The sequence below is a fragment of the Hoeflea sp. AS16 genome, from assembly GCF_038900095.1.
In the GTDB taxonomy this organism is placed as follows: Bacteria; Pseudomonadota; Alphaproteobacteria; order Rhizobiales; family Rhizobiaceae; genus Hoeflea.
In genome coordinates this window covers 603,544-630,206 of sequence record NZ_JBBMQQ010000002.1, presented here as the reverse complement: position 1 = coordinate 630,206, position 26,663 = coordinate 603,544, and the positions used below count along the sequence as shown (strand labels likewise).

Genomic DNA, 26,663 nt, shown 5'->3' with positions numbered 1-26,663 from the left:
GACGCCTATCATGCCGACTGTCGCGCCGATTGATCTCGACGACCATTGCCTTGCAGCTGCATTTCTGGACGAGGTTCCGGTCTTTGCTCTGGCCTCCGGACATGTGGTCCGCCTCGACCATGGAACCCACCGCCATGAGCTGCACGATGGCTTGCTCGCCACTGCTGTCAGCTGGGACGGCAAGAGCCTTGTAACCGGTGGCGAAGACGGCAAGGTGATGCGGCTGGATGCCGATGGCACAGAAACCACGCTGCGCGCCCCCGCACGCAAATGGGTCAGCGCCGTGGCCGCGGGGCCGCAAGGCGCTGTTGCACTGGCAGATGGACGCACCGCGACGGTACTTCTCGCTGACGGAACCGAACGCACATTCGAGGAAGCCCGCACAATCGAAGGACTTGCCTTCGCACCCAAGGGTCTGCGTCTGGCGATGGCCCGTTACAACGGCGTCTCTCTCGCCTTTGTCCAGGGCAGCGCCCCCGCGCTCGATTTCGAGTGGAAGGGGGCCCACAATCAGGTGATGTTCAGCCCGGACGGACGGTTTCTGGTCACCGCCATGCAGGAAAATGCGCTGCACGGCTGGAAACTCGACGGCAAACCGGGCAGCGAACAGCGTCACATGCGCATGACCGGCTATCCGGCCAAGGTCAAGTCATTGTCATGGTCGAACAAGGGCAAATGGCTCGCTTCATCCGGTGCGCCTTCGGCCATCGTCTGGCCATTCTCCGGCAAGGACGGTCCGATGGGCAAAGCGCCCCTCGAGCTCGGCCAGCGCGCCGACACCATGGTCACCTGTGTCGCCTGTCATCCGTCCGAGGATCTTGTCGCCATTGGTTTCGGCGACGGCATGGTTCTCGCAGTGCGTATTGCCGACAGCAAGGAAGCCCTGCTGCGTCGCCCCGGCAAGGGCCCGATTACTGCCATGGCCTGGAACAAGCCAGGCCGCCTGCTCGCGTTCGGATCGCAAGCAGGCGACTGTGGCGTTATCGACATTGCCGGGTAACAGCCGCCCCGGTTACGACCAGGACAGCTCCAGTTGCGGGCGGCCATTGGACGTCCGGGCATGGCTGACGCCATCCTTGCCGATGACGCCGTTGACCCGCTTGCGGAACGACGAGAAGCTGTCGAATGTGACAACATCCACCGCTTCATCGAGATCCAGCGATACCCGATAGGTCCCCGGCGATGATGTCAGAGCCTGAATGCCGACCACTCGGGCCGAGAATGGCTGACCGAGATAGGCGCCGGTCACCCGCGCACCGGGCACCAGACTTTCCGGTCCGGGCCGGTTGCCCAGCGCCGCATGCAGCGTGTTCCAGTCGTTGAACCCGTATTGTGCGGCGACCAGCTCCAGCGCCTTGGAATGGCCCACGGTGTCACCACCGGCTTCCAGTCGGGTTCTCAGGCGTTTGGCCTGATCTTTCAGTGTATTCAGATTTGGCAATGGCGTGGGGTCACGCATGGCAGTTCTCCTGACATGACATACCGTGTTCAAGGGGTGCCCGCATTCCACCGTCTGGCATGTCATCAACAAGGTGACTGCTTGAAAGCCGGAGACTTCACCATGGCTCAACGCCTGCGGACGGCCGGGGCTCCAGACCCGAAGACGCTCAAATAGGTATGCTCAGGGTGATTGTCAATCTCTTTGCTCCAGCCGCAGAATTGCAGGTCTGAGGCAAAACGAATTGGCGCTGAAGGAAAATTGAAACCTTTTCGGTTTGACTGCGTTGAAGCAATGAACAAGCGAGGAGAAAACCATGCCCCTGCCATCGCAAGGCCAATCGCCCAACGCCACACGGCGAGGTGTTCTGCTCGGAGGCTCTGCCCTCGCCTTCGCATCATTTGTCAGCTGGCCGAAAGACGCCGCTGCCGCAACGATCAACACCGACGCGTTTGTCAAACTTTCCGAAAAGCTGACCGGCAAGCAGGATCTCTACCCGGAAACCGCCGCCAAGTTTCTCCAGGCGTTCCGTTCCGCGGGAAAAGGCAGTGAAATCGATGCCCTTGCCGAAGGTGCAGACAATGAGGAACTGGCAAACGAGATTGTCGCCGCCTGGTACAGCGGCGTCTCGCCCGATCCCGACAGCGACGAGGTGATTACCTATACCGACGCGCTGATGTGGGAAGCGATGAGTTTCAGCAAGCCGATGGGCTATTGCGGTGGAGAGATGGGATATTGGGCCGAACCTCCAGCCGGCTAAGTCCCCATTTCTCCACCCCAGACCTTTTGAATTCCGGGAGCCAGCATTATGGCCAATGACATCACAGCAGACATTCTCATCATCGGAACCGGCGTCGCTGGCGCAATCGCGGGCGCCAAGCTGGCTGCCAAAGGGTTAAGCGTGACGTTCCTGGAAGCCGGCAAGCGGATCGACAGGTACGACGCTGTCGAGAAGTTCTGGAACGCAAAGATCAAGGTGCCGGAATCCGCTTACCCCAACGATCCGGAAGCCTCCCACCCGTTGACGCACAGGATCGAGGATTTCTACCAGCAGCAAGGCCCCGAGCTGTTCAAGTCCACCTACATCAAGGTGGTCGGCGGAACCACGTGGCACTGGCTCGGAACCACATTGCGTAACCTGCCTTCGGATTTCAAGTTGAAGTCTCTCTACGGGCACGGCGTCGACTGGCCGATCACCTATGACGATCTTGAGCCGTTCTATCTCGCGGCAGAAAACGAGATCGGCGTGGCCGGCAACTCATCCGAAGATCTCGGCTCCCCGCGCTCGGGCGAATTTCCAATGCCGCAGATCCCGATGACCTATCTCGACAAGCATTTCGCCTCGGCGCTGGATGGAACCAGGTACCAGGTTCGCTCCACCCCGCAGGGCCGCAACTCCGTGTTCCGCGAGGACCGGCCCGAATGCTGCGGTAACAATTCCTGCATTCCGGTTTGCCCGATCCAGGCCAAGTACGACGCTACGGTGCATGTCGCCCTGGCCGAGAAGGCGGGTGCACAGGTGCTTGACCAGACCACGGCCACCAAACTCAATGTCGGTGAAGACGGCGAGATCACTTCGGTCGATTTCCGCCGCGCCGACGGCACCACCGGGACAGCCTCGGCCAAGGTCGTCATTGTTGCCGCCCATGCGCTTGAAACACCCCGGCTGCTGCTCAATTCCGCCCAGGAAAAGGCGCCCAACGGCGTGGCAAACAGTTCCGACCAGGTCGGTCGCAATTTGATGGATCACCCATCGCGGCTCAGCTGGGCCGAAGCGGCGGAGCCGGTCTGGCCCTATCGCGGCCCGCTTTCGACCTCCGGCATCGAAAACCTCCGCGACGGCGATTTCCGCAAGCAGCGTGGCGCCTTCCGCATCGAGATCGGCAACGACGGCCACAGCTGGCCGACGGGGGCGCCCACCAGCACTGCCGCCGGGCTCGCAGCCCAGGGTTTGAGCGGTGACGAGCTGGATGCGGCCATCAAGGACGCGACATCCCGCCAGATCCGGCTTGCCTCGCTGGTCGAGCAATCACCCGATGCTGAAAACCGGGTGACACTCGACCCTGAAAAACGCGACGCCAATGGCGTTCCGCTGCCGCGCATCCACTATGATTTCGATGACTACACCCGCAATGGCCTCGATGCCGCCGAGGCCGCACACGAGGAAGTCTTCAAGGCTCTGGGCGCGAAAAACATCAAGCACTCGCCTGACATCCAGGGTGCGGGTCACATCATCGGCACGACAAGGATGGGGGCCGACGCTTCAAGCGCAGTCGTCGATGCGGATTTGCGCAGCTTCGACCATCGCAATCTGTTCCTGCTGGGATCAGGCACGTTCCCCACTTCGGCAACCGCAAACCCGACACTGACCATCGCGGCCCTGTCGCTGCGTGCAGTCGATGCGATTGCAGCCTCGGTCAAGTAGCCGGGATGGATCAGGCAACCTCGGCCATGCGGGCCGGTCCGGGCCGCATGGCTTGGCGCCCCTTGGCGACCAGCAGGCCCAATGTCGCGTCGAGATGTCCTTCGGCCAGTTCCAGCCCGAGCAGCCGGTGGCGCTCGACCGGCCCGGGCATCATCAGCCCGCCGGTTTTTGCCGCTGAAAATCCGAACCGCTGATAATATGGCGCATCTCCCACCAGGACGATGGCGCCATGGCCGTGTTCGCGCGCCCGGCTGATCGCGTGCCGCATCAGCGCGGATCCGATACCCCTGCCCCCGGTGGCCGCCTCGACGGCCAACGGACCGAGCAGAAGCAAGGGCCGACCCGCCACAGCGATATCCCACAGCCGCACGCTGCCGATGACCTGCCCGGTTTCGGCGCGTGCCACGAATGCGAGACCCGGCGAGGGCATCCTGCCGCGGCGCAGCTTCTCGGAACTCTTGCGTCGCCGCCCCGCACCCATAGCCCGGTCCAGCAAGGCTTCCCGCGCACGCACGTCACATTCGGCTTCATCATCTATGACAAAGTTGGTTTCAGTGAAGATCATGAGATCGGATGTCATCGGCGGATCCTCGGCCACGGCACCATGAAAGCGGAACACAACTGCCCCTCCGCAAGCACTCAACGCACGCGGAAGGGCCGATCTGAACGGGCCAGTCCGTTCAGATCACGTAGGATCGGAGAGGCTCGATACCGTTGAAGGCAACCGCCGAATAGGTGGTCGTGTATGCCCCGGTGCCTTCAATCAGCACCTCGTCACCGATGGTCAGCGAAACCGGCATCGGATAGGGCGTCTTCTCATACAGAACATCGGCGGAATCGCAGGTCGGGCCGGCGAGCACGCATGGCTCCATCGCATCGCCGTCACGCGCGGTGACGATCGAATAGCGGATGGCTTCATCCATGGTTTCCGCCAATCCGCCGAACTTGCCGATATCGAGAAACACCCAGCGCACATCATCCTCGTCGGACTTGCGCGACACCAGCACGACTTCCGCCTTGATCGCACCCGCATTGCCGACCATGCCGCGGCCCGGCTCGATGATGGTTTCGGGAAGCTGGTTGCCGAAATGCTTGCGCAGCGATGCAAAGATCGACTGCCCGTAGGCCTGCGCGGTCGGGATGTCCTTGAGATAACGGGTCGGAAAACCGCCACCCATATTGACCATCTTGAGAAAGATGCCCTGCTGTGCCAGCTTGTCGAACACGCGCTTGGCGTCGCCAAGTGCTGAATCCCAGGCATCAAGCTTGGTCATCTGCGAGCCGACATGGAAAGACACGCCATGCGAGACGAGACCGAGCTGGTGAGCATAGACCAGCACATCGACAGCCATCTGCGGAACACAGCCGAACTTGCGCGACAGTGGCCATTCGGCACCCTCGCCGTCTGTCAGGACGCGGCAAAACACGCGCGCGCCGGGTGCGGCACGAGCGATCTTTTCGACTTCTTCGTGGCTGTCGACGGCAAACAGCGAAACACCGAGTGCATGGGCGCGGGCAATGTCGCGCTCTTTCTTGATGGTGTTGCCATAGGACACGCGGTTGGCGGTTGCACCGGCCTTTAGCGCCATTTCGATTTCAGCCACCGAGGCGCAATCGAAATTTGATCCCAGATTGGCAAGCAAACGCAGGATTTCCGGCGCCGGATTGGCTTTCACGGCATAGTAGATGGCGCTGTCGGGCAGGGCCTTGCGGAACGAATGGAAATTGTCGCGCACCACATCGAGGTCGACCACCAGGCAGGGGCCATCGGGACGTCGGGTGCGAATGAAATCAAGAATACGTGCAGTCGTCATCGGGTGCTCCGTTCCCGGCCCGTTGTCAGGGCCATATCTAGACAGAGCATCGTACGGCCACTTCCCGACCCGGCCTTTGGAGGAACCGGAGAACAGAGTGAACGCTTGATGCGTCGATGGACCACGCCTTGCCAGACGTTGATCCGCTCTTGTCTGCCTTGGATTGGAGGGAGAACCCGACCGCACTTCCGGCAATGAAGGTGTGCCTCTTCAGTAACCCCGGCTGTTGGAAAGCCGGCAGACACCAGAAAGGCCCGCACCGTCGTTGCTTCAAGATGTCCTCGCTCTTCCGGATGGCCGGAGAAACGACTGGAGGGGTTAGTTCCAGGTACCTTACCGATTCCTCACCATATCGAGGGTCGGCGGACACCCACAGGCACGTGCGACTTTGGGCAAGACGCATTTATGATTTCCATCTGTCGCAATCAAGTGTTTTCTTACGCCGCACTTGAAAAACATGTTTCCTGAACGAATATGCCGTAATCGTTCAAACAATGATGACGGTTCCTTTGACCGGACCGGCGAACCGCAAGGACCAGCAGCATATGGACACATTGACCCGGATTCGCGCTTTCATAGACGTCGTCGAGGCCGAAGGGTTTTCCGCCGCCGCACGAAAGGTCGGCCGATCCAAGGCGCTGCTGTCGAAATATGTCCGCGAACTGGAAGATGATCTCGGTGCCTTGCTGCTCAATCGCACCACACGGCAGTTCTCGCTTACCGAGGCCGGGCATACCTACTATCGAACCGCCTCCGACATCCTCAAGGAAATCGACAATCTTGCAGACCTGGTGCGCGAAGGCTCGACCGATCTCAAGGGCCGGATCCGCGTCTCTGCCCCGCGCACATTCGCCGATGCGGCGGTTGGCCAGTCGCTGATCGACTTTGCCGCCGCCCACCCCGACATCATCCTTGAGGTCATTTCAGACGACCGCTTCGTCGATCTGGTCGAGGAAGGCTATGATGTGGCGATCCGCATCACCAAGCTCGAGGATTCGGGCCTCATTGCCCGCAAGCTTTCCGCGTTTTCATTGATCCCGTGCGCCTCGCCGGAATTTATCGAGAAATACGGTCCGATCACCCACCCTTCACAGCTCTCCGATATCCCCTGCATCGTCGACACCAATGGCCGGTTTCTCAACAACTGGCGCTTCGAGAGCAAGGATGGCGCAGCCATCGGCGTTACCGTCCACGGCCGGCTGGAGGTCAACAGCCCGCTCACCGCAATGCGCGCAGCCGAAGCCGGCCTCGGCGTCGCGGTCCTGCCCGACTTCATTTTCAGGGAACGCCAGCCAAGCGGCACGCTCGTGCCCATCCTTGAGGATTTTTCGTCAAACGACCGCGGAATTTACGCGATCTATCCGCATCGCCGCTATCTGCCGGCCAAGGTTCGCGCCTTCGTCGATTACCTCACCCAGTGGTTCAAGACCGCGCAATGATGCAAATTGTCGTGCAATCTGGCCTGCGTCGAAATTTCGTCCATATTTGATGCGACGGGACTTGAACGAACTCCTCGGACCAGTCGGAAAACAATGAGCAATCCTATGATGTGGCGATTATCGGCCATGGCGATGTTCGCGAGCCTCATGCTGCCAACCGCGGCATCGGCCCATCCCCACGTATTTGCCGAAGCTCGGCTCGAGATCGAGACTTCGGCTGACGGGCGCGTGACCGAACTGCGCAACGTCTGGCGGTTCGACGAGGTCTTTTCCTCGAGCGTCGTGCTCGATTTTGACGAAAACTCCGATCTCCAGCTCGACGCCGGCGAACTCGCCAAGATAAGCGACATGGTCACCCAGTCGCTGGCCGAGTTTGATTACTACATCAACGTCTCCGTCGACGGTAAGGATGCGGGCATTTCTCTCCCCGAAGCCATCAAGGTCGATTTCCAGGACGGACAGTTGCTGATGTTCTTCGCGGTCATTCCGGAAAAGCAGATTCTGCTGAACGGCAAAATCGCCGTCGGCGTGTTTGACCCGACAATGTATGCGGCGCTCGATTTCATCAACGATGAAGACATGATGGTGACCGGCGGTGCCGCTGAACACTGCACACGCACGGTGGTGCGGCCGGATCCCGACGAGATTATCGCCCAGAACCAGGCATCGCTGACGGAAGCCTTTTTCGAGACCACTCAAAGCAGCGATCTGTCAAAACTGCTTGCCACCCGGTTGGAGCTTGACTGTTCATGAAATCGAGTTCCGCGCGTATTTTTCTGGCGGCATCCATTGCGCTTGCCCTGTTGGCAGGAGCCGCCCACGCCCAATCCTCGCTGGGCATCGGTTCGGCCGAGCCGGCGATCACACCGACAGGTTTTGGCGGCTCCATGCTGAACTGGGTCAATCAGCAGCAGCAGGCGTTTTACCGGTCCCTCACCGGCGCCTTGAAGGCCATGCGGTCAGATCCCTGGCAGATGTGGGGGCTGGTCAGCCTGTCGTTCCTCTACGGCGTGTTTCATGCCGCCGGCCCCGGCCACGGCAAGGCCGTGATTTCTTCCTACATGATCGCCAACGAAGTCGCGCTGAGGCGCGGCGTGGTTCTGGCCCTGCTCTCTTCGATGCTGCAGGCGATTACCGCGGTAACCGTGGTTGGCGTCGCCTACTATGCGCTGCGTGGCCTTTCAGTCTCCATGACCCAGGCCACACATTTCATGGAGATAGCCAGCTACGCCCTGATTACCGCTTTCGGTCTCTGGCTGCTAACGCGGAAACTGCTTGCCTTGCGTGCCAGCCAGGTACCGGCCGCCGCTGCCGGACAGCACACGCATCTGCACCACGGTACCGGTCACGATCATCATCATGACCATCATCACGGGCACGGCCATGAGCACCATGACCACGCCGAGGGAGAGGTCTGTGCGACCTGCGGCCATGCACATTTGCCCGATCCCAAGCTGATTTCGGGTCGTGATTTCAGTGTGCGTGAAGCCTGGAGTGCCGTCGTGGCGGTCGGGCTGCGACCCTGCTCGGGGGCGCTCATCGTGCTCACCTTCTCCATGTTGAACGGGCTTTGGCTGGCAGGAATTGCCTCCGCCTTCGCCATGGCACTCGGCACTGCGATCACGGTCTCGGCCCTTGCGACCATAGCGGTCATGGCCAAGGGCGCAGCAGTGCGTCTGGCGGGTGCTTCCATGGGAGGCATGGTCGGGACAGCAATCGAAATTCTCGGCGCGGCAACCGTGTTCGCGCTTGGATTGCTGTTGCTTGCCGCGTCTTTGCAGGCCTGATTAGTCCTGCTTGCGCGTATCCTCGTTTTTCTGCTGGCGCTTGCCGCGCAACCAGAAAACGGCGAAAAACGCCAGCACAAAACCCACGGCCAGGGCATAGGACAGCCAGGGCGATATCTCCGACAGCGACATCATCATCGCCGGCATGAAATAGAACACCAGCCCCGTGCCGAGCAGAATCACCGCTGCGGCAATCGCGGAAGAGCGGTTTGATGTCTTCGGTTCGCTCATGAGGCTGTTCCTTTGCAATCGGTCATCATGCACCAGATAGACCTTTTCACCACCACTGCAACACCCGCGGTCAAGCTATGACAACTGGCTTCCAGCGTTTTTCTGCCGCAGCCGGTTCAAGCCATCCTGGACCGGCATCGACATATGAATGACCGTGCGCCCTGGCTGCACCTCTTCAAGGTCGACCGTGAAGCCCTTTCGCTTGTACCACGAAAGGGCGGGATTGAGGCTGTTGGTGATCAGTTCAACCCTGTGCACCCCCAGTTCACGCGCCCGTTCGAACGTTGCTTCAAGAAGCGCGCGCCCGAGCCCGGACCCGGCGACTTCCGGCGCGGTTGCGATCGATTCCAGAAACAGCGCCCCCTCGAGCATACGAAGGATGAGCACGCCCATAAGCAGACCATCGCGCTCATCGAGCCAGACTTCGCATTCCTGCAGAATCCGGCCATAGTCCCATTCAAGCGGGATGGCACGCGCACCGACGATGCTTTCGGTCCGCGCATAGGCCGCACGCTGGAAATCCTCGATCCGTGACCGGTCATTGGCTGACGCGCGGTGCAGGCCCCTCATGCCTGCGCTGCCCGTATGTCCTCCAGCCGTCGTTTCTGCCGGCCATCCGGTTCGAAATTTGACGGATCGAGCCACGCCTCGAAAGCCTGTCTGAGGCCCGGCCATTCGCCGTCGATTATCGAGAACCAGGCCGTATCGCGGTTTCCGCCCTTGGACACGAGGTGCTGGCGAAACACGCCTTCGAACTGAAACCCGAGCCGCTTCGCGGTGATTTTCGATGGCTCGTTTTCATTGTGGCATTTCCATTCGTAGCGGCGGTAGTCGAGATCCTCGAACACATGCCGCGCCATCAGGTAATGCGCCTCCGTCGACATCGGCGTACGCGCCATGGCTGCCCCATGTGCAACCGCACCGACCTCGACGGCCCCGTTGGCCGGATCGGCACGCATCAGCGATGCCATGCCAACGATGTCACCGGTTTTCCGGCTGCGGAAAACGCAGACAACCACCCCTGCCTTGACATTGGCCGACAGTGAATCGCCCAGTTCGGGGGCCGTTTCGTAAGGTCCGTTGGGAAAATAGCGGATGAGATCATTGATGCCCGCTCCTCCGAGCGCCTGCCACAGCGCCGCCTCGTGAACATCACGCCGGAACGGTTCGATCATCACATGCCTTCCGGTGACCGAAAATCCTTCGGGTGCGGGACGGGGTTTCCAGTTGCTCAAGTCGTGCATTGAATTCGCCTGAATTGAATTTCGCGCCGGGATAGGACATGAGTTATCAGCACAAGACAACCACCCGGACAGGAAAAAATGACCATGATAAAGCCAGTTGCCGCTTTCGACCGCATTGGCGAGGAAAACGCCTTCGCCGTGCTCGCCCGCGCCACCGAACTCGCCAATCAGGGTCGTGACATCCTCAATCTCGGCATCGGTCAGCCGGATTTCAAAACGCCAGGTCATATCGTCGAGGCGGCGATCAAGGCTCTGCGCGACGGGCACCACGGTTACACACCTGCCAACGGCCTGCTGCAGACCCGCGAGGCTGTGTGCCGCCGGACCCTTGCAATGACCGGCGTGGTAATCTCTCCGGACGCCGTGATGATCATGCCCGGCGGCAAACCCACCATGTACGCAGCCATCCGCATGCTGGGAGAACCCGGTGTCGATATCCTCTATCCCGATCCCGGTTTCCCGATCTATCGCTCGATGATCGAGCATGTCGGAGCGACCCCGGTCCCGGTGCCGATGCGCGAGGAAAACGGATTTGCCTTTTCCGCCGAGGAAACCCTGGCCCTGATCACGCCCCAGACACGGTTGCTGATTCTCAACTCCCCCGCCAACCCGACCGGCGGCGTCACGCCAAAGGCGGAGATCGACAAGCTTGTGGCTGGTCTCGCTGCACACCCCCAGGTCGTCATCCTGTCCGATGAAATCTACGATGTGATGACCTATGACGGCGAACAACATACCTCGCTGCTGACCTATCCCGAGATCCGCGACCGGCTGATCGTTCTCAACGGCTGGTCCAAGACCTGGGCCATGACCGGCTGGCGCATGGGCTGGTCGATCTGGCCCGAAAGCCTGATCGGCTATGTCCGCAAGCTTGCAGTGAACTGCTGGTCCTGCGTCAACGCACCGTCGCAATTTGCCGGCATTGCCGCCATCGACGGCCCGCAGGATGCGGTAGCCGACATGCTCACCGCTTTCGACCGCCGCCGCAAGCTGGTCACCGATCTGCTCAATGAGTTGCCCGGTGTTTCCTGCATCCTGCCCAAGGGAGCGTTCTATGCCTTCCCGAACATCTCCGCGACCGGCTGGAAAGCAAAGAAGCTTGCAAGCGCACTTCTTGAAGAAGCGGGAGTAGCACTGATCGGCGGACCGGACTTTGGTATTCTTGGCGAGGGCTATATCCGCGTGTCTTGTGCCAATTCCGACAAGAACATCGAGAGTGCAATCTTGCGAGTCGGAGAATTCCTGAGAACAACCAGGCCCTGAACAGATAAAGGGCGGCTTTCGCCGCCCTCATCCGTCATGCCGTTCTTGGGAGGAGTGAAGTGGCATGTCTGATAATCAAGGTGCGCTTTATAAGTTAACGACATGTAAACGCGATATAGCTTGATTTGACCCGCCGTTACACAATTTCCACGCTTCAACCAGATGCCTGAGCCAGATGACGAGACATTCCACGGGCTGGGGCAATCACAGCCTTCTGATCAGAAGCGTTATTCCGGCGAGGCCGAAGGCAACTGCGAACACGCCCTCGAACCAGCGCCTGAGGCGCATATAGACCGCCACGGTCCGCCCGCTCGAAAACAGCAGTGCGTAGGCGACAAAGACCGTCAGGCTCTGCAATCCGACGGCAACAACCACCGAAGCAATCTCCAGCGGCGAAGCCGAAACCGGGACACCGACCGAAAACAGTGCTCCGAAAAACAGGATCGCCTTGGGATTGGTCAGATGCATGGCCAGTCCCTTGCCATAGGCAGACCTGAAACTTCCCGCTGAAACCGGGCGCAATTTCGTCTGCCCGGAATTCATCGCGCTGCGGGCGCTTTTGTAACCCAGAAACAACAGGTACCCGGCGCCGCAATAGCGCAACAAATCAAACACCCACGCATTGGCTTGCATGACCGCGCCAAGCCCGAGTGCGGCAGCCACCGACCAGCTCCAGGAACCGGTGATAATACCCGCCACCAGCGCAAGCGCCTGCGCTCGCCCCTGTCCCATCGCTGTGCCGGCAATCGCCAGGTTAGAAGGTCCGGGACTGGCAGTCGCCAGAAGCGCCGCGGTCATGATCAGGGGAAAATTGATATCGCTCATCGTGCGGCCAGCATGGCATCGGACGATGCCAAGGACAACGCGACGATCAATGACTTTTTCTGAAACCAGTCATCAGAGGCAATGATTGAACCAACTGATGTCGCAGTACGCCCAAATTTGCAAACCGGGCAAAAAAGCGGGGCGCTTGCGCGCCCCGGTTAGTCTGGATTTGGGTTTTGTCTCGTTGAGGCACCCAACTGCCTATCTGGTGACGATCTCCGGTCCCATCAGGCTGTAGGGCAACCAGGTCGAAAGTGCCGGAACATAGGTAACCAGGATCAGGAACAGGAACAGCACCGCCACGAACGGCATCGCCGCGCGCACCACCTGCACCAGGCTCATTCCGGTGATGCCGGAAGTCACGAACAGGTTCAGCCCGATCGGCGGTGTGATCATGCCGATTTCCATGTTGACCACCATGATGATGCCCAGGTGCACAGGATCAACACCCAGTTCCATCGCGATCGGAAACACCACCGGCGCCACGATCAGCAGCAGGCCCGAGGGCTCCATGAACTGTCCGCCGATCAAAAGCAGGATGTTGACCGCGATCAGGAAGGTGAACCAAGTGAAGCCGTAACCCAGCATCAGTTCGGTAATCGCATCGGGGATCCGTTCCGATGTCAGCACATGCGCAAACAGCAGCGCGTTGACGATGATGAACATCAGCATGATGGTGGTCTTCGATGCGTCCACCATCACTTTGCGGGTGTCTTCGTTGAAGAAGGCCTTGCCGAAATTGCGCCCCATCAGCGACAGGTTGCGGCCCCAGACAGGCAAACCCGCAATGATCGCCGAAGGCACGCCCGCGATCCCCTTTTCGCCACGCCAGGCCGTGTAGGCCACGAGAATGACAAACGAGATGGCAAGCCCGAGATTGGAGCGGCCGACAAAGGTGATGCTGTCGGAATCATTGGTCGCAAAGAACGACAGGATCATCCAGACGAAATAGAACGCAACCGCGTAGACCACGCCGGAAAACCCGGCGCGCGCCCGGCGCGAATCCGTGTCGTTGACCCATGTAATTCCAGCCATCGGTCCCATGTCGCGATAGATGAAGATGGCGATAAAGAACGAATAGACCGCGGCCACGGCAGCAGCTTCTGTCGGCGTGAACACCCCGCCATAGATACCGCCGATGATGATGATGATCAGGAACAGGCCCCAGCCGGCTTCCTTGCCGCCGGCGACGATCTCGCCAAACCCGCGCCAGGGTTCTGCCGGCAGTCCCTTGACCCGCGCCACCACGTAAATCGCGATCATCAGCATGAGACCGGCAACAATCCCCGGGATCACACCGGCGAGGAACATCCGCCCGACCGACACGTCCGTCGCCGCCGCATAAACCACCATCACGATCGAGGGCGGAATGAGGATGCCGAGCGTGCCGGCATTGGCGATGATGCCTGCGGCGAATTCCTTGGAATATCCCACCTGCCGCATGCCGGCGATGGCAATGGTGCCGATCGCGACCACGGTTGCCGGCGAGGAACCGGAAAGCGCGGCAAACAACATGCAGGCAAGCACGCTGGCCATGGCCAGCCCGCCGCGGAAATGCCCGACCGTCGCAATGGCAAAGCGGATGATGCGCTTGGCCACACCGCCCGTCGACATGAAGGCCGAGGCCAGCACGAAGAACGGAATGGCAAGCAATGTGTAGTTTTGCGAAGCCGTGAACAGCTGGATGGCCACCGAGGACATTGAATCGGTGGAGAAGAAAGCGATCAGGATGATCGACGAAAGCCCCAGCGACACCGCCACGGGAACACCGACGAACAGGAGCCCGAGAACGAGCACAAACAGGATTGCGGTTTCCATGACGGGTCAGTCCTTCAAAACGTTGCGGTTTTCGGCAACGAGGTCTTCCGCCTCATGACCGGCAATGACCAGTTCCCGGTCACCACGCCATATCGCCACCATCGCCTGCAGCGCCCGGAAGCCGAACAGGCCAAGACCGATGGGGAGAATGAGATAGGCAATCCAGCGCTGCACGCGTTCTTTCACCCCGAATGCATCCTGCATCCATTCCGGATACCGCAGATCATCGAGGCCAATGCCGATCTGGTACATTTTCGACCAGTAGACCATTGCGCCGCCATTGGTGTCCGCGCCGAAGATCCCGAGCCAGGCCGAGTTGATCAGGATGGCCGCATAGAGAAAGGCGCAAGCCGCGCCGAAGATCGCAAAGAACCTGAACAGCGGCTTTGGAAACAGCCGCAGCAGCGCATCAACCCCGAGATGCATCCCCTGCTTCAGGCCGTAGCTCATGCCGAAAAGGATCATCCAGGCAAACAGGATCCGGGTCAGCTCAAGCGCGCCGGTCCAGCCGCTGTTGAAGCCATATCGGGCAACCACCTGAGTAAAGGAGACGATCGTGATCAGCGCCAGGAGCACCGCCAGTACATTTTCTTCAAACCGGGTGACGGAGTCCGGATTACGCCGTTCCGCGATCCAGAACAGCGCGATCACCGCACCCATGATGAGATAAGGCAAGTAAGTGTTCATTGCGTCCCCCCGGTTCGCCGGATGCCGTCACCTGGCAGTCGGGCGGATCCGGAGGTTCCCCTCCGGATCCTCCCTGCTTGGTCAGTTGGCGTCGTTTGAGGCCACTGCGGCTTCGATCAGATCGGCGCCGATGTCGCCTTCGAACTTGGTCCAGACCGGCTTCATGGTATCAACCCACGCCTTGCGCTGCTCGGCGCTCAGCTCGCGGATGGTACCGCCGGCATCCAGAATGTTCTGGCGGTTGGCAGCTTCCTTTGCGGCAACCGACGCATTTGCTTCGATTGTCACTTCGTTGGCGATCTTGACGAACTGGTCGCGCACATCGGCGTCAAGGCTGTTGAGCCATTCGGTCGATGTCACCAGCAGGTAGGCCAGAAGCTGGTGGTTGGTTTCGGTCACGCCATCCTGCACTTCGAAGAACTTCTGGGTGTAGATGTTCGACCAGGAGTTTTCCTGCCCGTCGACAACACCGGTCTGAAGCGCGCCATAGACTTCCTTGAACGCCAGCTTCTGGGCCGAGCCGCCCATCGCTTCGATCATCGCCACCGCGACATCAGAGGTCTGAACGCGGAATTTCAGGCCGTTGGCATCCGACGGTGTCAGCAGCGGCTTGTTGGCCGAGAACTGCTTGAGGCCCGACGACCAGTACCCCAGGCCGGTGTAACCGACGTCTTCCATCACCGTCAGCAGGCCCTTGCCGGCATCCGACTGGGTGAACGTGTCAACAGCCTTGAGGCTCGAGAACAGGAACGGCAGGTCGAACAGGCGATACTTGAGCGTGTAGGCTTCGAACTTCGAAAGCGAAGGCGCTGCAAGCTGGACATCGCCGAGAAGCAGGGCTTCGAGAACCTTGTCGTCATCGAACAGGGTCGAGTTGGCGAACACTTCCATGCAGGCCTTGCCGTTCATCTCCTTGTTGACCCGTTCGGCCAGCAGGGTTGCGGCATCGCCCTTGGGGTGACCGGTTGCAGCCACGACATGGCTGAACTTGATGACCATTTCGCCATCATCGCAATTGGCCGAAGCGGCATTGGCGGTGAAAAGGAGAGCGGCGGCGGAAACGGCGCCGAGAAGAAGCTTTTTCATGAGATATCCTCCACTGGGGCATTATGCCCGGAACTTGTCTGGCGAAGCGGAGACCGGAGAATACCAGAAAGAGCGACCGTTGACCCGGCATGCTCCTTACGATGTCCTCCCGTCCATCGCATTCAACTGTATCCCGGAGCAAACCCCGTGCCAACTTTGCCCGCAAGGGCCGGAGACGCGGAAACGACGGAAAACCGCCAACAAATCATGTGGAATGTAGAAAACGCGCCCGGATCGCGCATCCCGTGGGGCACCGGACAACCCTCACAGGGTCTCAGATGGGTAATTTACGACCCATCAGAACCGTTGCCCGAGGAAATGCCCAACCGCCGCATTTTCTCGTACAGTCCCTTGCGGGAAACACCGAGATTTTCATAGGTCGGCTTCAGCGCGCCGCCATTGCGGCTGATCTCCGCCCTGATGACCGCGCTTTCAAAGGCATCCATCCGTTCCGAAAGACTGCCGGTTCCAATTGCCGGGGCTTCATTTGGCTCCGATCCGAAGCCCGCCCACATGCCCAGCACGAACCGGTCGGCGACGTTTCGCAATTCACGCACATTGCCCGGCCAGTCATGCGCAAGCAGTCCGGATTCGATCTGCGGCGTGATCTCCGGAATTTCGCGACGGTAGCGGGCCCGGGCTTCGCGCGCCAGATGAAAGAACAGCAGTGGAATGTCGTCCCTGCGTGTCCTCAGGGGCGGAATTTCCAGGGTGATCACATTGAGCCGGTAATACAGGTCCGTCCGGACGGCCGGGTTGTTGTTCAGATCGGCCTTCGTCGCCGCGACAAAGCGCACATCGAGCGCCACTTGCCGGTTCGAGCCGAGCCGCTCGATCGACCGCCCCTCGATCGCGCGCAGCAGCTTGGCCTGCAGGTCGATAGGCATCGATTCAATCTCGTCCAGGAACACCGTACCGCCATTGGCGTGCTCTAGTTTCCCGATCCTGAGTTTCTGCGCCCCGGTAAACGCACCGGCTTCATGGCCAAACAATTCGGACTCGAAAATTTCAGCCGGCAGGGCAGCGCAATTGATAGCAACGAAATTGCCCTTGCTGCGCGGCCCGAAATCATGAAGTGCCCGTGCGACAACTTCCTTGCCGGTTCCGGTTTCACCGGTGATCAGCACATCGGCATCGGTGTCGGCAACCGCGGAGATCTGCGCCCGCAAACGCTGGATTGCAGGATTGCGCCCAACCAGCCTGGACGAGAGGTCGTCACTGCCGTCAAGCGCATTGCGCAGCGACCGGTTTTCCAGCACAAGCCGGCGTTTTTCGAGCGCCCGCTCCACCACCGAGAACAGGCGGTTGGCGGCAAACGGCTTTTCTATGAAATCGTAGGCGCCAGCGCGCATTGCCTCCACCGCCATCTGCACATCGCCATGCCCGGTGATCAGCACCACCGGCAGGGTCGGATCGACCCCCAATATGCGGCGCATCAGCGTCAATCCATCCATGCCCGGCATCCGGATATCGGACACGACAACGCCATACAGGCTGCGCAGCGGCAGATCGGCAACAGCCTCGGCGCCGGTGTGACAGCACACACTCAAGCCCTCAAGTTCCAGCGATTGCTTGAGCGCATGCCTCAGATCGGCATCGTCATCGACCAGATGCACGACCCTGTCCTGCGGCCTCAGCGCGGAACTGTCTTCCAAAATCGGGCCCCTCCCGGCTTCATGTTTGCAACGCCTGAAATCATGAAGCCGCCCTCTTGTCCAGTTTCATCATGCATCGGCACCGGCGGTTGCCGGCGCCTGAACACCGGAAATCCCGGCATCGGACTCGGCCGCCTGCAGGTTGATCGTGAAGCACGCCCCGCCCTCGGGCCTGTTGACCACCATGATCGTACCACCGAAATCCCGGATGATGTTGTCCACGATGGAGAGCCCGATACCGATCCCTTCTCCGACCCCCTTGGTGGTGAAGAACGGTTCGAACACTTTCGGCAACTGCTCCGGCTCGACGCCCGGACCATTGTCGATGACCGTGACCACAACGCGGTCCCCTTCCCGCCGCGCATCGATTTCCACCCATGCATCAGCCTGTCCCGACAAGGCATCGACCGCGTTGTTGACAAGGTTGACGAACACCTGCCCGAGCCTGATCCGGCCACCCAGCACATGAACTCCCGCCACCCCGTCGCCGACGCGAATGGAGGCAACCCCCGCCGCACGGGCACGAGGCCGTGCCAGCAACAACGCTTCGTCGACAACCGTGCCGAGCGGCACCGGCCCGATGGTGGCTCCGGGTTTGCGCGAGAATGACAGCAGCGTTCTCGACAGTTCTGCCATTCGTTCGACCAGGCCGTTGATGCGCGACAGGTTGCCCGACACCTCCGACAGCGCACCTCTGTCGAGAAACCGCAATGCGTTGTCGGCATACGACCGTATGGCGGCAAGCGGCTGATTGTACTCATGGCTCAGCGCGGTCGACATCTGGCCGAGGGCGGCAAGCTTGGCGGTTTGAACCAGTTCGTCCTGCGTCTTGCGCAAACGCTCTTCTGCCTCGCGGCGAACCTCGACTTCCTTGCTGAGCGAGGCGTTGGTGATCGACAGCGCCCGCGTCCGGTCCCGCACCACCCGTTCGAGCCTGAGCGCAATCGCCCGGTCCCTGCGGGCCTTGATGGTCAAACCCTCGTTGCGCCGAAGTGCGGCAAGGGCGATCATGCCAACCAGCAGACTGAGCAATGTTGCAATTGTTGCCGCACTGAGCCGTGCCGCGGCAACCGGGGCAGGATCGGCGAGCACATGCAGATCCCACTCGAGCAATGGCAAGCGGCGCACCAGATCGAGCCGCTCTTCAAGCCGGCCATTGATCAGGTAGCGGTCAACCTCTCCGGTCTGGCGCAGGTCCGACAGGGATTTGAGCCGCCAGCCGGGATCATTGGCAAGAAACACCGTGCCGGATTTGTCGGTCACGAATATCCGGCGCGCCGACAGCGCCCAGGCCGCTTCGACCCGGTAGAAATCGACATAGACGATGACAACGCCGACGAATTTTCCATCGCGGCGCACGCCGGAAGAAAATGCGTAAGTCCGCTCGCCCTGGCTGTTTGACAGTGCTGCCCGGCCCAGCCGCCCTTGCAAGGCAACCGCGATCAATTGCGGCAGGCCTTCGGCGCGCTGGGCAAACGTGCCCCGTGCATTGGCCAGCATTTCGCCGTCGGGGAAGAAAAACGCCACATCCATGGCCGCCGACATGCTGCTTGTCGCCTCCGCCACCCGGCGCGCGTCAACCGACTGGGCGTTGCCCTCGACGTCCCGCACGAATAGTGCGCGGATCGACGATTGGCGTGACAGCAGCGGTGGCAGCAAGCGGTACTTGTCGAGCACGCCTGAGAGAATCTCGGTTTGCACCGACAGCGTTTCGCCAGCCTTCTGCATGACGTCGGAAAGCGCCCGTTCCTTGGCCGAGCTGACCAGCCACGCCACACCCGTCGCCGACAGGATCGCCCAGACGACAAAAAGACCGATTCTGGTCAGGCGGAATTGTTTCTCGATGGCGACGCGTGATTGCATCGCCGGACTTTAGGTTCAGACCTTTGCAGCCGCAACTGTTGCCTCGATGTGGTCAACCAGAGGATCTGCAAGCCCGAGACGACCGGCCAGCAGATCAAGGAAGCCGCGTTCCGCGCGATTGTCCGGCTCGATGGCGAGCCGCGCAGCGGTAAACATCTCGATTTTCTGCGCTTCGCTAACGGCAGCCGCGACGATCCCGTCCATATCGACAGGCTTGGACAATTCCTCATCAAGGAAGGCGATGGCGTCCTCACCCAGTCCCGACAGCGCCAGCTTGTCGTGAATGCGGGCACGCTCGGCATCATCCACATGACCATCCGCACGGGCAGCGGCGATCATCACCCTGATCAGCGAAAGCGCAAAATCACTGTCAACGCGCGCCGGCTCGGCCGAAAAATCCGAGTCCGATGGCGGCGCCAGCACTTCGGGCTGCCCGCCTGTTTCGCCTGCACCCGGAGCCTTGCCTGCCTGATAGTTTTTCCATGCCTGATAGCCAAGGCTGGCTATGGCCGCCATGCCGCCAAGTTTCAGGGCCGATCCGCCGATGGCCCGGCCTGCTCCGGTCCCCAGAAGAACGGCAACGATTGCGCCTGCCGCAAGCGGATTGTCCTTGGCAAGCTTCGTCGCCTGGCCGGCCTTGTCACGCACTGTGCCCTGGGTTCCGGGAATGGTGGAACCGAGAAACTGGTCAAGCAGGGCTTTGGGATCGAACATGGTAGTGGGTCCTTGTCTTCCTCAGTGTGGCAGTGCCGTCCGGTCACTTCCAGATTCAGATAGGAATTCAGGTTCCCGGTTTCAAACCGTTCTCACGGCAAACGCCGTTTCACACCGGCCATAAGTCATGACCGGTGATCCCGTAGCTCGATCGCAAGTTTGGGAGATCCAGCCCTAGGCCGCAAGCCGCGATGCTTCCATCGCCAGCCGGGTGATGCCGTCCCAGTCACCGGCTTCAACCAGCGCCGTAGGCGCAACCCAGGAACCACCGACGCAAACCACGTTGGGCAGCGAGAGATAATCGCGCGCATTGTCCGGCGTGATCCCGCCGGTCGGGCAGAACAGCATTCCGGCCAGCGGCGATGAAAGCGACTTGAGGTAGGCCGCCCCGCCGGCCTGTTCTGCCGGGAAGAACTTGAGAACCTGGTAGCCCTCTTCCTTCAGCGCCATCACCTCGCTGGGGGTTGCTGCACCCGGCAACAATGGCACCGGCGACTTGCGGGCGACATCCAGCAGTTCAAGCGTCGTGCCGGGCGAAACGATGAACTGCGACCCGGCCTCGACCGCCTGGTGGTACTGCTTCGCATTGAGCACCGTACCTGCGCCCGGAACAGCGCCTTCAACCTCGTCAGCCACGGCACGAATGGCCTGCAGCGCCACCGGCGTTCTCATGGTGATCTCGATGGCTTTCAGGCCACCCGCGACCAGGGCACGCGCCAGCGGCACCGCATGGGCGAGATCCTTGATGACGAGCACGGGCACGACAGGCTGCAATTTCAGAATGGAAATGAGGGCTTGGGTTTTGTCACCCATGGCGCTTGTCCTTTCGCGTCATCAACTGGAGCCCCGGAATAGCCTTTCGGCCAAAGCTTGTCCATGCTGCAAGGTCATGTGGACGCCACAGACCGATTGCCTGAATTGCACGAACGCGCTATTCCCGCTGACATGAAGACACCTGCAAAAACACCTGTTCCGAACCAGCCGGTTGTTGTCGCCGCGCTCTACCATTTCGCACGCCTCGCCGACCATGAGGCGCTGCAGCCGCCCTTGGCCGATCTGTGTGTGCAACAGGGCGTCAGGGGCACTTTGCTGCTGGCCCGCGAAGGCGTCAACGGCACCATTGCCGGTTCCCGCTCCGCCATCGATGCGGTGCTCGCGCATCTTCGGGCAATTCCAGGTCTCGAGGCGCTGGAGCACAAGGAAAGCAGTGCCCACAGGATGCCGTTCAGGCGCATGAAGGTCCGCCTGAAGAAGGAGATCGTCACGATGGGCGTGCCCGACATCGATCCCTTGGAAGGCGTCGGTGCCTATGTCGATCCGGAAGACTGGAACAAGCTTATTTCGGACCCCGATACCATCGTGATCGACACCCGCAATGACTATGAGGTCGGCATTGGAACCTTCAAGGGTGCGGTCAACCCCGAGACCAGCACTTTCCGGGAGTTCCCCGAATGGGTGGAAAATGCCGGAATCGAAGACAAGAGCAAGCCCATCGCCATGTTTTGCACCGGAGGCATCCGCTGCGAAAAGGCGACCGCCTTCATGCGCGCCAGAGGCTATGAAAACGTCTACCATCTCAAGGGCGGAATTCTGAAGTACCTGGAGAATGTGCCGGAGGAAGAAAGCCTGTGGCAAGGCTCCTGTTTCGTGTTTGACGAACGCGTCGCGGTCACCCACGGCCTTCGCGAAAGCGATGAAATTCTCTGCCGCGCCTGCCGCAATCCGGTAACGCCCGAAGAACAGGCATCACCGCTTTATGAGGAAGGCGCTTCCTGTCCGCACTGCTATCACAGCCGCAGCGAGGAAGACCGCGAACGCTTCCGCATGCGTCACCGGCAGATGCTGGCTGACCGCGCAGCCGCCAACGCCGGCACCGAAGACGCATGAGCACCAACCGGATCATCATCGTTGGCGCTGGCGTGGTCGGCATAGCCACCGCAGCACAGCTGGCAGAAGCCGGGCACAAGGTCACGGTAATCGACCGGTCCGGCCTGGCGCAGGAAACCAGCAAGGGCAATGCTGCGGCACTTGCATTCTCCGACATCATGCCGCTGGCCTCGCCCAAGATCCTGCGCAAGGCGCCGAAATGGCTGCTAGATCCGCTCGGCCCGCTGACGATCCGTCCATCCTACCTGCCACGGCTGGCACCCTGGTTGTGGCAGTTCTGGAAAGCCAGCCTGCCGGCTCGCTACCAGGCTTCCATCGCAACCCAGACAGCGTTGATGCGGCTGGCTGAATCCGAGATGATGGCGCTGGTCGACCGGGCCGGCATTGCCGGGATGGTCCGCCATGACGGATCACTGGAGCTTTACGAAAGCGAAGCCGAGTTCGACGCCGCGGCCAGCGGATGGCGGCAGCGCGAACAGGCAGGCATCGCCTTCGAGCATGTCCGCGGCAGCCGCCTGGCCGAGCTTCAGCCCGGCCTGTCATCGCGTTTTGTCGCCGGCACTTTCGTCCCCGGCTGGAAAACCGTCTCCGAACCACAGGCCTTTGCCCAGGCGCTGTGGGCCCATGCCGAACGCAACGGTGCCGTCTTCGAAAAGGCAGAGGTTGCCGGGCTGGAGCACTCCGAAAAAGGCCCCTTGATCAGGCTTGCCGACAGTACCACGCACGAGGCCGACCGCATCGTTATCTGCGCCGGGGCCTGGTCGACACGCCTGATCAACCCGGTCACCCGGCTCCGCATCCCGCTTGATACCGAGCGCGGTTACAACACCACGCTTCCCCGGGATGCATTCGATCTCAAGCGGCAACTGATCTTCGGCAATCATGGTTTTGTCATCACGCCATTGGAAACCGGTCTGCGGGTTGGCGGCGCGGTCGAACTCGGCGGGCTCGATTTGCCGCCCAATTACGCCCGCTCGAAATCCATGCTCGAAAAGGCTGCAACCTTTCTCCCCGGACTGAAAACCGGCGGCGGTACTGAATGGATGGGGTTCAGGCCGTCGATTCCGGACAGTCTGCCGGTGATCGGCACCCTCCCCGAAGATCCCTCCATTTTGCTGGCCTTCGGCAACGGCCACCTTGGATTGACCCAGTCGGCAGCGATGGGACGTCTCGTCGCGGATCTTCTGTCCCACCGGACTCCGAGTATTGACATTTCGGCCTGCCGGCCCGACCGTTTCTGACCCCCTCTACCGATGAGTTAGCCATGGCGCGCAATCGTTTCTTCTGTATCGACGGCCACACCTGCGGCAATCCGGTGCGTGTCGTCACCGGCGGCGGTCCGCAGCTTGATGGCGCGACCATGCTCGAACGCCGCGCCCATTTCCTTGCCGAGTATGACTGGATCCGCACCGGGCTGATGTTCGAGCCACGCGGCCATGACATGATGTCGGGCACCATTCTCTATCCGCCAACGCGCGATGATTGCGACATTGCTTTCCTGTTCATCGAAACCTCGGGCTGCCTGCCGATGTGCGGACACGGCACCATCGGCACGGTTACCATGGCAATCGAAAACGGGCTGGTCAGCCCGCGTGAGCCGGGTGTTCTGGCCATCGACACCCCCGCTGGCCGCATCGTCGCCCGCTATCAGCAGGCCGGCCGCAAGGTCACCGAAGTCAGGCTGACAAATGTGCCGGCCTTCCTGCATTCAGCCGGCATCAGGACCCAGTGCGAGGGATTGGGCGAAATCACCGTCGATGTCGCCTATGGCGGCAATTTCTACGCCATTGTCGATACCCAGGAGAACTTTGCAGACATGGCGAACTTCTCAGCTGCCGATCTCGTCCGCATGAGCCCGGCCTTGCGGGAACGCCTCAACAGCCAACATGAATTCGTCCACCCGGAAAAACCCGACATCCGTGGCTTGAGCCACATCCTCTGGACCGGAGCCCCCACCAGACCCGAAGCCCATGCCCGGAACGCGGTTTTTTATGGCGACAAGGCCATCGACCGTTCGCCCTGCGGCACCGGCACGTCGGCGCGCATGGCGCAGTGGGCGGCGAAAGGCAAACTCAAGCCCGGAGATGATTTCGTCCATGAAAGCATCATCGGCTCGCTGTTTCACGGCCGCGTCGAGGCGGCAGCCGAAGTCGCGGGCAAACCGGCGATTATACCGTCAATCGCCGGCTGGGCCGTCGAAACGGGTCTCAACACGATCACCATCGATGACGAGGAAGACCCTTTCGCCCACGGCTTCGTGGTGCGCTGATCAGGTTTTGCCCGCTTTGTGCGCGGCAATCAGCGACTGGTACCAGTAGCCCGATTGCTTGATCGTGCGTGTCTGGGTTTGATAATCGACATGCACGATGCCGAACCGCTGCGAATAGCCTTCGGCCCATTCGAAATTGTCCATCAGGCTCCAGGCGAAATAGCCCTTCAGCGGATAGTTTTCGGCAACAAGGTCGGCCGCGACCGAGAGGTGGGCTGCAATGTAATCCAGCCGCATCGTGTCGCTGACAGCGCCGTTTTCCGCTTCCGTGTTGTCCGCAGCACCGTTCTCGGTGATGTATAACTCCGGCAGCGTGTAGCGGCCATACAGATCCTTGACGACATGGGACAGCCCTAGAGGCTCGATCTCCCAGCCGATGTCGGTCTTCTCCGGCTTGACCGCCGGTGCCGTGGCGACCTTGGGAAACTCCGATGAGGCGTCGTCGCGCACCCGCATCGGCGTGTAGTAGTTCAGACCCCAGAAATCGAGCGGTTGCTTGATCGTCTCGAGATCGCCGGCCTTGATGTGCCCCACCAGATCCGGACATCCTTCGAGTACGGAGTGCGGATAGGCCCCCTTGAACAGCGGTCCGAAGAACACCCCGTTGTGGAAGTCGTTCGCCCGTTCTGCTGCCTTGCTGTCCGCATCGCTGTCAGTCGCGGCCATCACGCTCATCGCATTGAGCACAATGCCGACCGGGAGTTCTGGACGTTCGGCCCGGATCGCCTGTACACCGAGGCCGTGCGCCAGATTGGTGACATGCAGCGCCGCCATCGCCGCTGGCATCGACCGCTCGCCCGGCGCGTGAACGCCCATCAGGTGGCCGAGGTAGACCGAGCACCAGGGCTCGTTGAAGCTGACCACCGTATCGAGCCGGTCCCCGAGCCGCCTGGTGACGATTCCGGCGTAATTGGCAAAGGCATCCGCGGTTGCACGGTCCGTCCAGCCGCCACGCCCCATCAGTGCCAGCGGCAGGTCCCAGTGATAGAGCGTCGCGAACGCCTTGATGCCGCGCGCTTTCAGACCGTCCAGCAGGCGGTCGTAAAAATCGAATCCCTTTTCATTGATCGCGCCGGTGCCATCGGGAAGGATCCGCGGCCAGGCGATTGAAAACCGGTAGGCTTCCGCGCCCAGTCCGGCCATCAGATCGAGATCCGCCTCCAGCCTATTGTAATGGTCACAGGCCTCGTCACCGGTGTCCCCGCCCTTGACCCTTCCGGGCATGTGCGAGAACGCGTCCCAGATCGACGGCTTGCGGCCATCTGCGGTCGCAGCTCCCTCTATCTGGTAGGACGCGGTCGCCACCCCGAAAAGGAAGCTGTCGGGAAAGCGGCGGGCCAGTTTCTGGGGCGAGGTGTCGGATGTCATATCGGTCCCGTCTCGATGTTGGCCTTCAGCAGGCAGGCTTCAGTTTGTCGAAAGCCGCTCGGTGAATGCCTTGATGATTTCGCTGAGTTCCACCGGCTTCTCGATGCAGGGCAGATGCGCACTGCCGGGGATTTCCTGGTACATCGCACCCGGTATCAGCCGCGCCATTTCGCCGACCAGCGAAGGCGGGGTCGAGCCGTCCTCGGATCCGACCACGCAGATGACCGGCAGCACCAGTTCGGAACTCGATTTGGTGAAATCGCTGTCGCGGATTGCCGCGCAGGTGCCCACATAGCCTTCAACCGGTGTACGTTCGAGCATCATCCGGTAGCCGGTAAATTCGGCATTGTCGGCACTGCGATAGTCCTTGGTAAACCACCGCTCCAGGATCGCATCCGAAATCGCGGCGATGCCCTGTTCCCTGATCGCGGAAATGCGCGCATTCCACATATCCGGCGTCCCGATCTTGTGGCCGGTGTCACACAGGACAAGCGCCCGCACCAGGTCCGGCCTCTTTGCCGCCAGCCCCTGCGCGATCATGCCGCCAACCGAAAGCCCGCACAGGATGACGTTCTTGGCCTCGAAATGCTCGATCAGTGCAATCAGGTCATCGATATGATCATCCATGGTGATCTCGGCATCACCCGATTCCGACAGGCCATGGCCACGCTTGTCGTAGGCGATGATGCTGTAGTCTCCGACCATACGCACGATCACGTCACGCCAGATGCGGTAATCCGTCCCCAGCGAATTGGCAAAGACGATCGTGGGCTTGTCCGGGGCCGCACCGATCACCTGGTGATGGATGACAACACCGTTCAGGCGGGCAAATTGCATGGCGAGGCTTCCT

26 protein-coding genes are annotated in these 26,663 nt (G+C 60.8%); 10 read left to right on the top strand and 16 right to left on the bottom strand.

The window, feature by feature from the left end:
* Window positions 1-10: 10 nt before the first annotated feature.
* On the top strand, window positions 11-1,000 hold the full coding sequence (locus WNY80_RS08355; protein ID WP_342886883.1) for a WD40 repeat domain-containing protein: 990 nt from the start codon (window positions 11-13) through the stop codon (window positions 998-1,000).
* A 12-nt stretch (window positions 1,001-1,012) separates the two neighbouring features.
* On the opposite strand, the gene WNY80_RS08350 is transcribed toward WNY80_RS08355, so the two are convergent.
* A complete protein-coding gene (locus WNY80_RS08350; protein WP_342886882.1) occupies window positions 1,013-1,459 on the bottom strand; it encodes a glyoxalase superfamily protein in 447 nt (148 codons plus the stop codon).
* Between the two features lie 295 nt (window positions 1,460-1,754).
* On the opposite strand from WNY80_RS08350, the gene WNY80_RS08345 reads away from it, so the two are divergent.
* Both WNY80_RS08345 and WNY80_RS08340 read left to right on the top strand, forming a co-directional pair.
* Window positions 1,755-2,198, top strand: coding sequence for a sugar dehydrogenase complex small subunit (locus WNY80_RS08345; protein ID WP_342886881.1), 444 nt, complete (start codon window positions 1,755-1,757; stop codon window positions 2,196-2,198).
* A 48-nt stretch (window positions 2,199-2,246) separates the two neighbouring features.
* Window positions 2,247-3,863: a GMC family oxidoreductase gene (locus WNY80_RS08340; protein ID WP_342886880.1), complete on the top strand. Its 1,617-nt coding sequence runs from the start codon at window positions 2,247-2,249 to the stop codon at window positions 3,861-3,863.
* Between the two features lie 10 nt (window positions 3,864-3,873).
* On the opposite strand, the gene WNY80_RS08335 is transcribed toward WNY80_RS08340, so the two are convergent.
* Both WNY80_RS08335 and odc2 read right to left on the bottom strand, forming a co-directional pair.
* Window positions 3,874-4,428, bottom strand: a complete 555-nt coding sequence (locus tag WNY80_RS08335) for an N-acetyltransferase (RefSeq protein ID WP_342886949.1) — start codon at window positions 4,426-4,428, stop codon at window positions 3,874-3,876.
* Window positions 4,429-4,543: 115 nt separating this feature from the next.
* Window positions 4,544-5,677 carry an ornithine/lysine decarboxylase gene (gene odc2 / locus WNY80_RS08330; protein WP_342886879.1) on the bottom strand — a complete coding sequence of 378 codons (1,134 nt, stop codon included), beginning with the start codon at window positions 5,675-5,677 and terminating at the stop codon, window positions 4,544-4,546.
* 545 nt (window positions 5,678-6,222) lie between these two features.
* Here odc2 and WNY80_RS08325 point away from each other — a divergent pair.
* The 3 genes from WNY80_RS08325 (at window position 6,223) to WNY80_RS08315 (ending at window position 8,903) form a co-directional block, all read left to right on the top strand.
* The gene (locus WNY80_RS08325; protein ID WP_342886878.1) at window positions 6,223-7,116 is read left to right on the top strand and encodes a LysR family transcriptional regulator; all 894 of its coding nucleotides are present in this window, start codon (window positions 6,223-6,225) and stop codon (window positions 7,114-7,116) included.
* A gap of 93 nt (window positions 7,117-7,209) precedes the next feature.
* Window positions 7,210-7,869 (top strand): DUF1007 family protein, encoded by a 660-nt coding sequence (locus WNY80_RS08320; RefSeq protein ID WP_342886877.1) that lies wholly within the window; start codon window positions 7,210-7,212, stop codon window positions 7,867-7,869.
* Window positions 7,866-8,903 carry a nickel/cobalt transporter gene (locus tag WNY80_RS08315; protein WP_342886876.1) on the top strand — a complete coding sequence of 346 codons (1,038 nt, stop codon included), beginning with the start codon at window positions 7,866-7,868 and terminating at the stop codon, window positions 8,901-8,903. Before WNY80_RS08320 ends, WNY80_RS08315 begins: the two co-directional genes overlap by 4 nt.
* On the opposite strand, the gene WNY80_RS08310 is transcribed toward WNY80_RS08315, so the two are convergent.
* From WNY80_RS08310 to WNY80_RS08300, 3 genes are all read right to left on the bottom strand, one after another.
* Window positions 8,904-9,134 (bottom strand): hypothetical protein, encoded by a 231-nt coding sequence (locus tag WNY80_RS08310; protein WP_342886875.1) that lies wholly within the window; start codon window positions 9,132-9,134, stop codon window positions 8,904-8,906. It abuts the gene before it with no gap.
* 75 nt (window positions 9,135-9,209) lie between these two features.
* Entirely contained in the window at window positions 9,210-9,704 is a 495-nt protein-coding gene (locus WNY80_RS08305) for a GNAT family N-acetyltransferase (protein ID WP_342886874.1), read from the bottom strand.
* Window positions 9,701-10,378 (bottom strand): GNAT family protein, encoded by a 678-nt coding sequence (locus WNY80_RS08300; protein WP_342886873.1) that lies wholly within the window; start codon window positions 10,376-10,378, stop codon window positions 9,701-9,703. The genes WNY80_RS08305 and WNY80_RS08300 overlap by 4 nt, the downstream gene beginning before the upstream one ends.
* Before the next feature lie 84 nt (window positions 10,379-10,462).
* On the opposite strand from WNY80_RS08300, the gene WNY80_RS08295 reads away from it, so the two are divergent.
* Window positions 10,463-11,641 (top strand): pyridoxal phosphate-dependent aminotransferase, encoded by a 1,179-nt coding sequence (locus WNY80_RS08295; RefSeq protein WP_342886872.1) that lies wholly within the window; start codon window positions 10,463-10,465, stop codon window positions 11,639-11,641.
* A gap of 204 nt (window positions 11,642-11,845) precedes the next feature.
* On the opposite strand, the gene WNY80_RS08290 is transcribed toward WNY80_RS08295, so the two are convergent.
* The 8 genes from WNY80_RS08290 to WNY80_RS08255 all read right to left on the bottom strand — a co-directional run bounded on the left by WNY80_RS08290 (window position 11,846) and on the right by WNY80_RS08255 (window position 21,102).
* Window positions 11,846-12,466, bottom strand: coding sequence for a LysE family translocator (locus WNY80_RS08290; RefSeq protein WP_342886871.1), 621 nt, complete (start codon window positions 12,464-12,466; stop codon window positions 11,846-11,848).
* Window positions 12,467-12,667: 201 nt separating this feature from the next.
* Window positions 12,668-14,284 (bottom strand): TRAP transporter large permease, encoded by a 1,617-nt coding sequence (locus WNY80_RS08285; RefSeq protein ID WP_342886870.1) that lies wholly within the window; start codon window positions 14,282-14,284, stop codon window positions 12,668-12,670.
* Window positions 14,285-14,290: 6 nt separating this feature from the next.
* Entirely contained in the window at window positions 14,291-14,971 is a 681-nt protein-coding gene (locus WNY80_RS08280) for a TRAP transporter small permease (RefSeq protein WP_342886869.1), read from the bottom strand.
* An 81-nt stretch (window positions 14,972-15,052) separates the two neighbouring features.
* Complete coding sequence (locus WNY80_RS08275) at window positions 15,053-16,057, bottom strand: DctP family TRAP transporter solute-binding subunit (protein WP_342886868.1); 1,005 nt, start codon at window positions 16,055-16,057, stop codon at window positions 15,053-15,055.
* A 287-nt stretch (window positions 16,058-16,344) separates the two neighbouring features.
* Window positions 16,345-17,712 carry a sigma-54 dependent transcriptional regulator gene (locus WNY80_RS08270; RefSeq protein WP_342886867.1) on the bottom strand — a complete coding sequence of 456 codons (1,368 nt, stop codon included), beginning with the start codon at window positions 17,710-17,712 and terminating at the stop codon, window positions 16,345-16,347.
* Window positions 17,713-17,781: 69 nt separating this feature from the next.
* The gene (locus tag WNY80_RS08265; RefSeq protein WP_342886866.1) at window positions 17,782-19,575 is read right to left on the bottom strand and encodes an ATP-binding protein; all 1,794 of its coding nucleotides are present in this window, start codon (window positions 19,573-19,575) and stop codon (window positions 17,782-17,784) included.
* Between the two features lie 15 nt (window positions 19,576-19,590).
* Entirely contained in the window at window positions 19,591-20,289 is a 699-nt protein-coding gene (locus tag WNY80_RS08260; RefSeq protein WP_342886865.1) for a tellurite resistance TerB family protein, read from the bottom strand.
* A 174-nt stretch (window positions 20,290-20,463) separates the two neighbouring features.
* Window positions 20,464-21,102, bottom strand: coding sequence for a 2-dehydro-3-deoxy-phosphogluconate aldolase (locus tag WNY80_RS08255; protein ID WP_342886864.1), 639 nt, complete (start codon window positions 21,100-21,102; stop codon window positions 20,464-20,466).
* Between the two features lie 132 nt (window positions 21,103-21,234).
* On the opposite strand from WNY80_RS08255, the gene WNY80_RS08250 reads away from it, so the two are divergent.
* The 3 genes from WNY80_RS08250 to WNY80_RS08240 are packed head-to-tail and all read left to right on the top strand — an operon-like array spanning window position 21,235 to window position 24,445.
* Window positions 21,235-22,176, top strand: coding sequence for a rhodanese-related sulfurtransferase (locus WNY80_RS08250; protein WP_342886863.1), 942 nt, complete (start codon window positions 21,235-21,237; stop codon window positions 22,174-22,176).
* The gene (locus tag WNY80_RS08245) at window positions 22,173-23,417 is read left to right on the top strand and encodes an FAD-dependent oxidoreductase (RefSeq protein WP_342886862.1); all 1,245 of its coding nucleotides are present in this window, start codon (window positions 22,173-22,175) and stop codon (window positions 23,415-23,417) included. Before WNY80_RS08250 ends, WNY80_RS08245 begins: the two co-directional genes overlap by 4 nt.
* Window positions 23,418-23,440: 23 nt before the next feature.
* Window positions 23,441-24,445 carry a 4-hydroxyproline epimerase gene (locus WNY80_RS08240; RefSeq protein WP_342886861.1) on the top strand — a complete coding sequence of 335 codons (1,005 nt, stop codon included), beginning with the start codon at window positions 23,441-23,443 and terminating at the stop codon, window positions 24,443-24,445.
* On the opposite strand, the gene WNY80_RS08235 is transcribed toward WNY80_RS08240, so the two are convergent.
* Together WNY80_RS08235 and pcaD are read right to left on the bottom strand one after the other, a co-directional pair.
* On the bottom strand, window positions 24,446-25,813 hold the full coding sequence (locus tag WNY80_RS08235) for a GH1 family beta-glucosidase (protein ID WP_342886860.1): 1,368 nt from the start codon (window positions 25,811-25,813) through the stop codon (window positions 24,446-24,448). It lies immediately after the preceding gene.
* Window positions 25,814-25,852: 39 nt separating this feature from the next.
* Window positions 25,853-26,650, bottom strand: a complete 798-nt coding sequence (pcaD, locus tag WNY80_RS08230) for a 3-oxoadipate enol-lactonase (protein WP_342886859.1) — start codon at window positions 26,648-26,650, stop codon at window positions 25,853-25,855.
* Between the last annotated feature and the right edge of the window lie 13 nt (window positions 26,651-26,663).

Excerpts from the sequence above, each read along its gene's own strand:
- WNY80_RS08355 (WP_342886883.1), top strand. The coding sequence starts at position 11 with ATGCCGACTGTCGCGCCGATTGATCTCGACGACCATTGCCTTGCAGCT.
- WNY80_RS08350 (WP_342886882.1), bottom strand. The coding sequence starts at position 1,459 with ATGCGTGACCCCACGCCATTGCCAAATCTGAATACACTGAAAGATCAG.
- WNY80_RS08345 (WP_342886881.1), top strand. The coding sequence starts at position 1,755 with ATGCCCCTGCCATCGCAAGGCCAATCGCCCAACGCCACACGGCGAGGT.
- WNY80_RS08340 (WP_342886880.1), top strand. The coding sequence starts at position 2,247 with ATGGCCAATGACATCACAGCAGACATTCTCATCATCGGAACCGGCGTC.
- WNY80_RS08335 (WP_342886949.1), bottom strand. The coding sequence starts at position 4,428 with ATGATCTTCACTGAAACCAACTTTGTCATAGATGATGAAGCCGAATGT.
- odc2 (WP_342886879.1), bottom strand. The coding sequence starts at position 5,677 with ATGACGACTGCACGTATTCTTGATTTCATTCGCACCCGACGTCCCGAT.
- WNY80_RS08325 (WP_342886878.1), top strand. The coding sequence starts at position 6,223 with ATGGACACATTGACCCGGATTCGCGCTTTCATAGACGTCGTCGAGGCC.
- WNY80_RS08320 (WP_342886877.1), top strand. The coding sequence starts at position 7,210 with ATGAGCAATCCTATGATGTGGCGATTATCGGCCATGGCGATGTTCGCG.
- WNY80_RS08315 (WP_342886876.1), top strand. The coding sequence starts at position 7,866 with ATGAAATCGAGTTCCGCGCGTATTTTTCTGGCGGCATCCATTGCGCTT.
- WNY80_RS08310 (WP_342886875.1), bottom strand. The coding sequence starts at position 9,134 with ATGAGCGAACCGAAGACATCAAACCGCTCTTCCGCGATTGCCGCAGCG.
- WNY80_RS08305 (WP_342886874.1), bottom strand. The coding sequence starts at position 9,704 with ATGAGGGGCCTGCACCGCGCGTCAGCCAATGACCGGTCACGGATCGAG.
- WNY80_RS08300 (WP_342886873.1), bottom strand. The coding sequence starts at position 10,378 with ATGCACGACTTGAGCAACTGGAAACCCCGTCCCGCACCCGAAGGATTT.
- WNY80_RS08295 (WP_342886872.1), top strand. The coding sequence starts at position 10,463 with ATGATAAAGCCAGTTGCCGCTTTCGACCGCATTGGCGAGGAAAACGCC.
- WNY80_RS08290 (WP_342886871.1), bottom strand. The coding sequence starts at position 12,466 with ATGAGCGATATCAATTTTCCCCTGATCATGACCGCGGCGCTTCTGGCG.
- WNY80_RS08285 (WP_342886870.1), bottom strand. The coding sequence starts at position 14,284 with ATGGAAACCGCAATCCTGTTTGTGCTCGTTCTCGGGCTCCTGTTCGTC.
- WNY80_RS08280 (WP_342886869.1), bottom strand. The coding sequence starts at position 14,971 with ATGAACACTTACTTGCCTTATCTCATCATGGGTGCGGTGATCGCGCTG.
- WNY80_RS08275 (WP_342886868.1), bottom strand. The coding sequence starts at position 16,057 with ATGAAAAAGCTTCTTCTCGGCGCCGTTTCCGCCGCCGCTCTCCTTTTC.
- WNY80_RS08265 (WP_342886866.1), bottom strand. The coding sequence starts at position 19,575 with ATGCAATCACGCGTCGCCATCGAGAAACAATTCCGCCTGACCAGAATC.
- WNY80_RS08260 (WP_342886865.1), bottom strand. The coding sequence starts at position 20,289 with ATGTTCGATCCCAAAGCCCTGCTTGACCAGTTTCTCGGTTCCACCATT.
- WNY80_RS08255 (WP_342886864.1), bottom strand. The coding sequence starts at position 21,102 with ATGGGTGACAAAACCCAAGCCCTCATTTCCATTCTGAAATTGCAGCCT.
- WNY80_RS08250 (WP_342886863.1), top strand. The coding sequence starts at position 21,235 with ATGAAGACACCTGCAAAAACACCTGTTCCGAACCAGCCGGTTGTTGTC.
- WNY80_RS08245 (WP_342886862.1), top strand. The coding sequence starts at position 22,173 with ATGAGCACCAACCGGATCATCATCGTTGGCGCTGGCGTGGTCGGCATA.
- WNY80_RS08240 (WP_342886861.1), top strand. The coding sequence starts at position 23,441 with ATGGCGCGCAATCGTTTCTTCTGTATCGACGGCCACACCTGCGGCAAT.
- WNY80_RS08235 (WP_342886860.1), bottom strand. The coding sequence starts at position 25,813 with ATGACATCCGACACCTCGCCCCAGAAACTGGCCCGCCGCTTTCCCGAC.
- pcaD (WP_342886859.1), bottom strand. The coding sequence starts at position 26,650 with ATGCAATTTGCCCGCCTGAACGGTGTTGTCATCCATCACCAGGTGATC.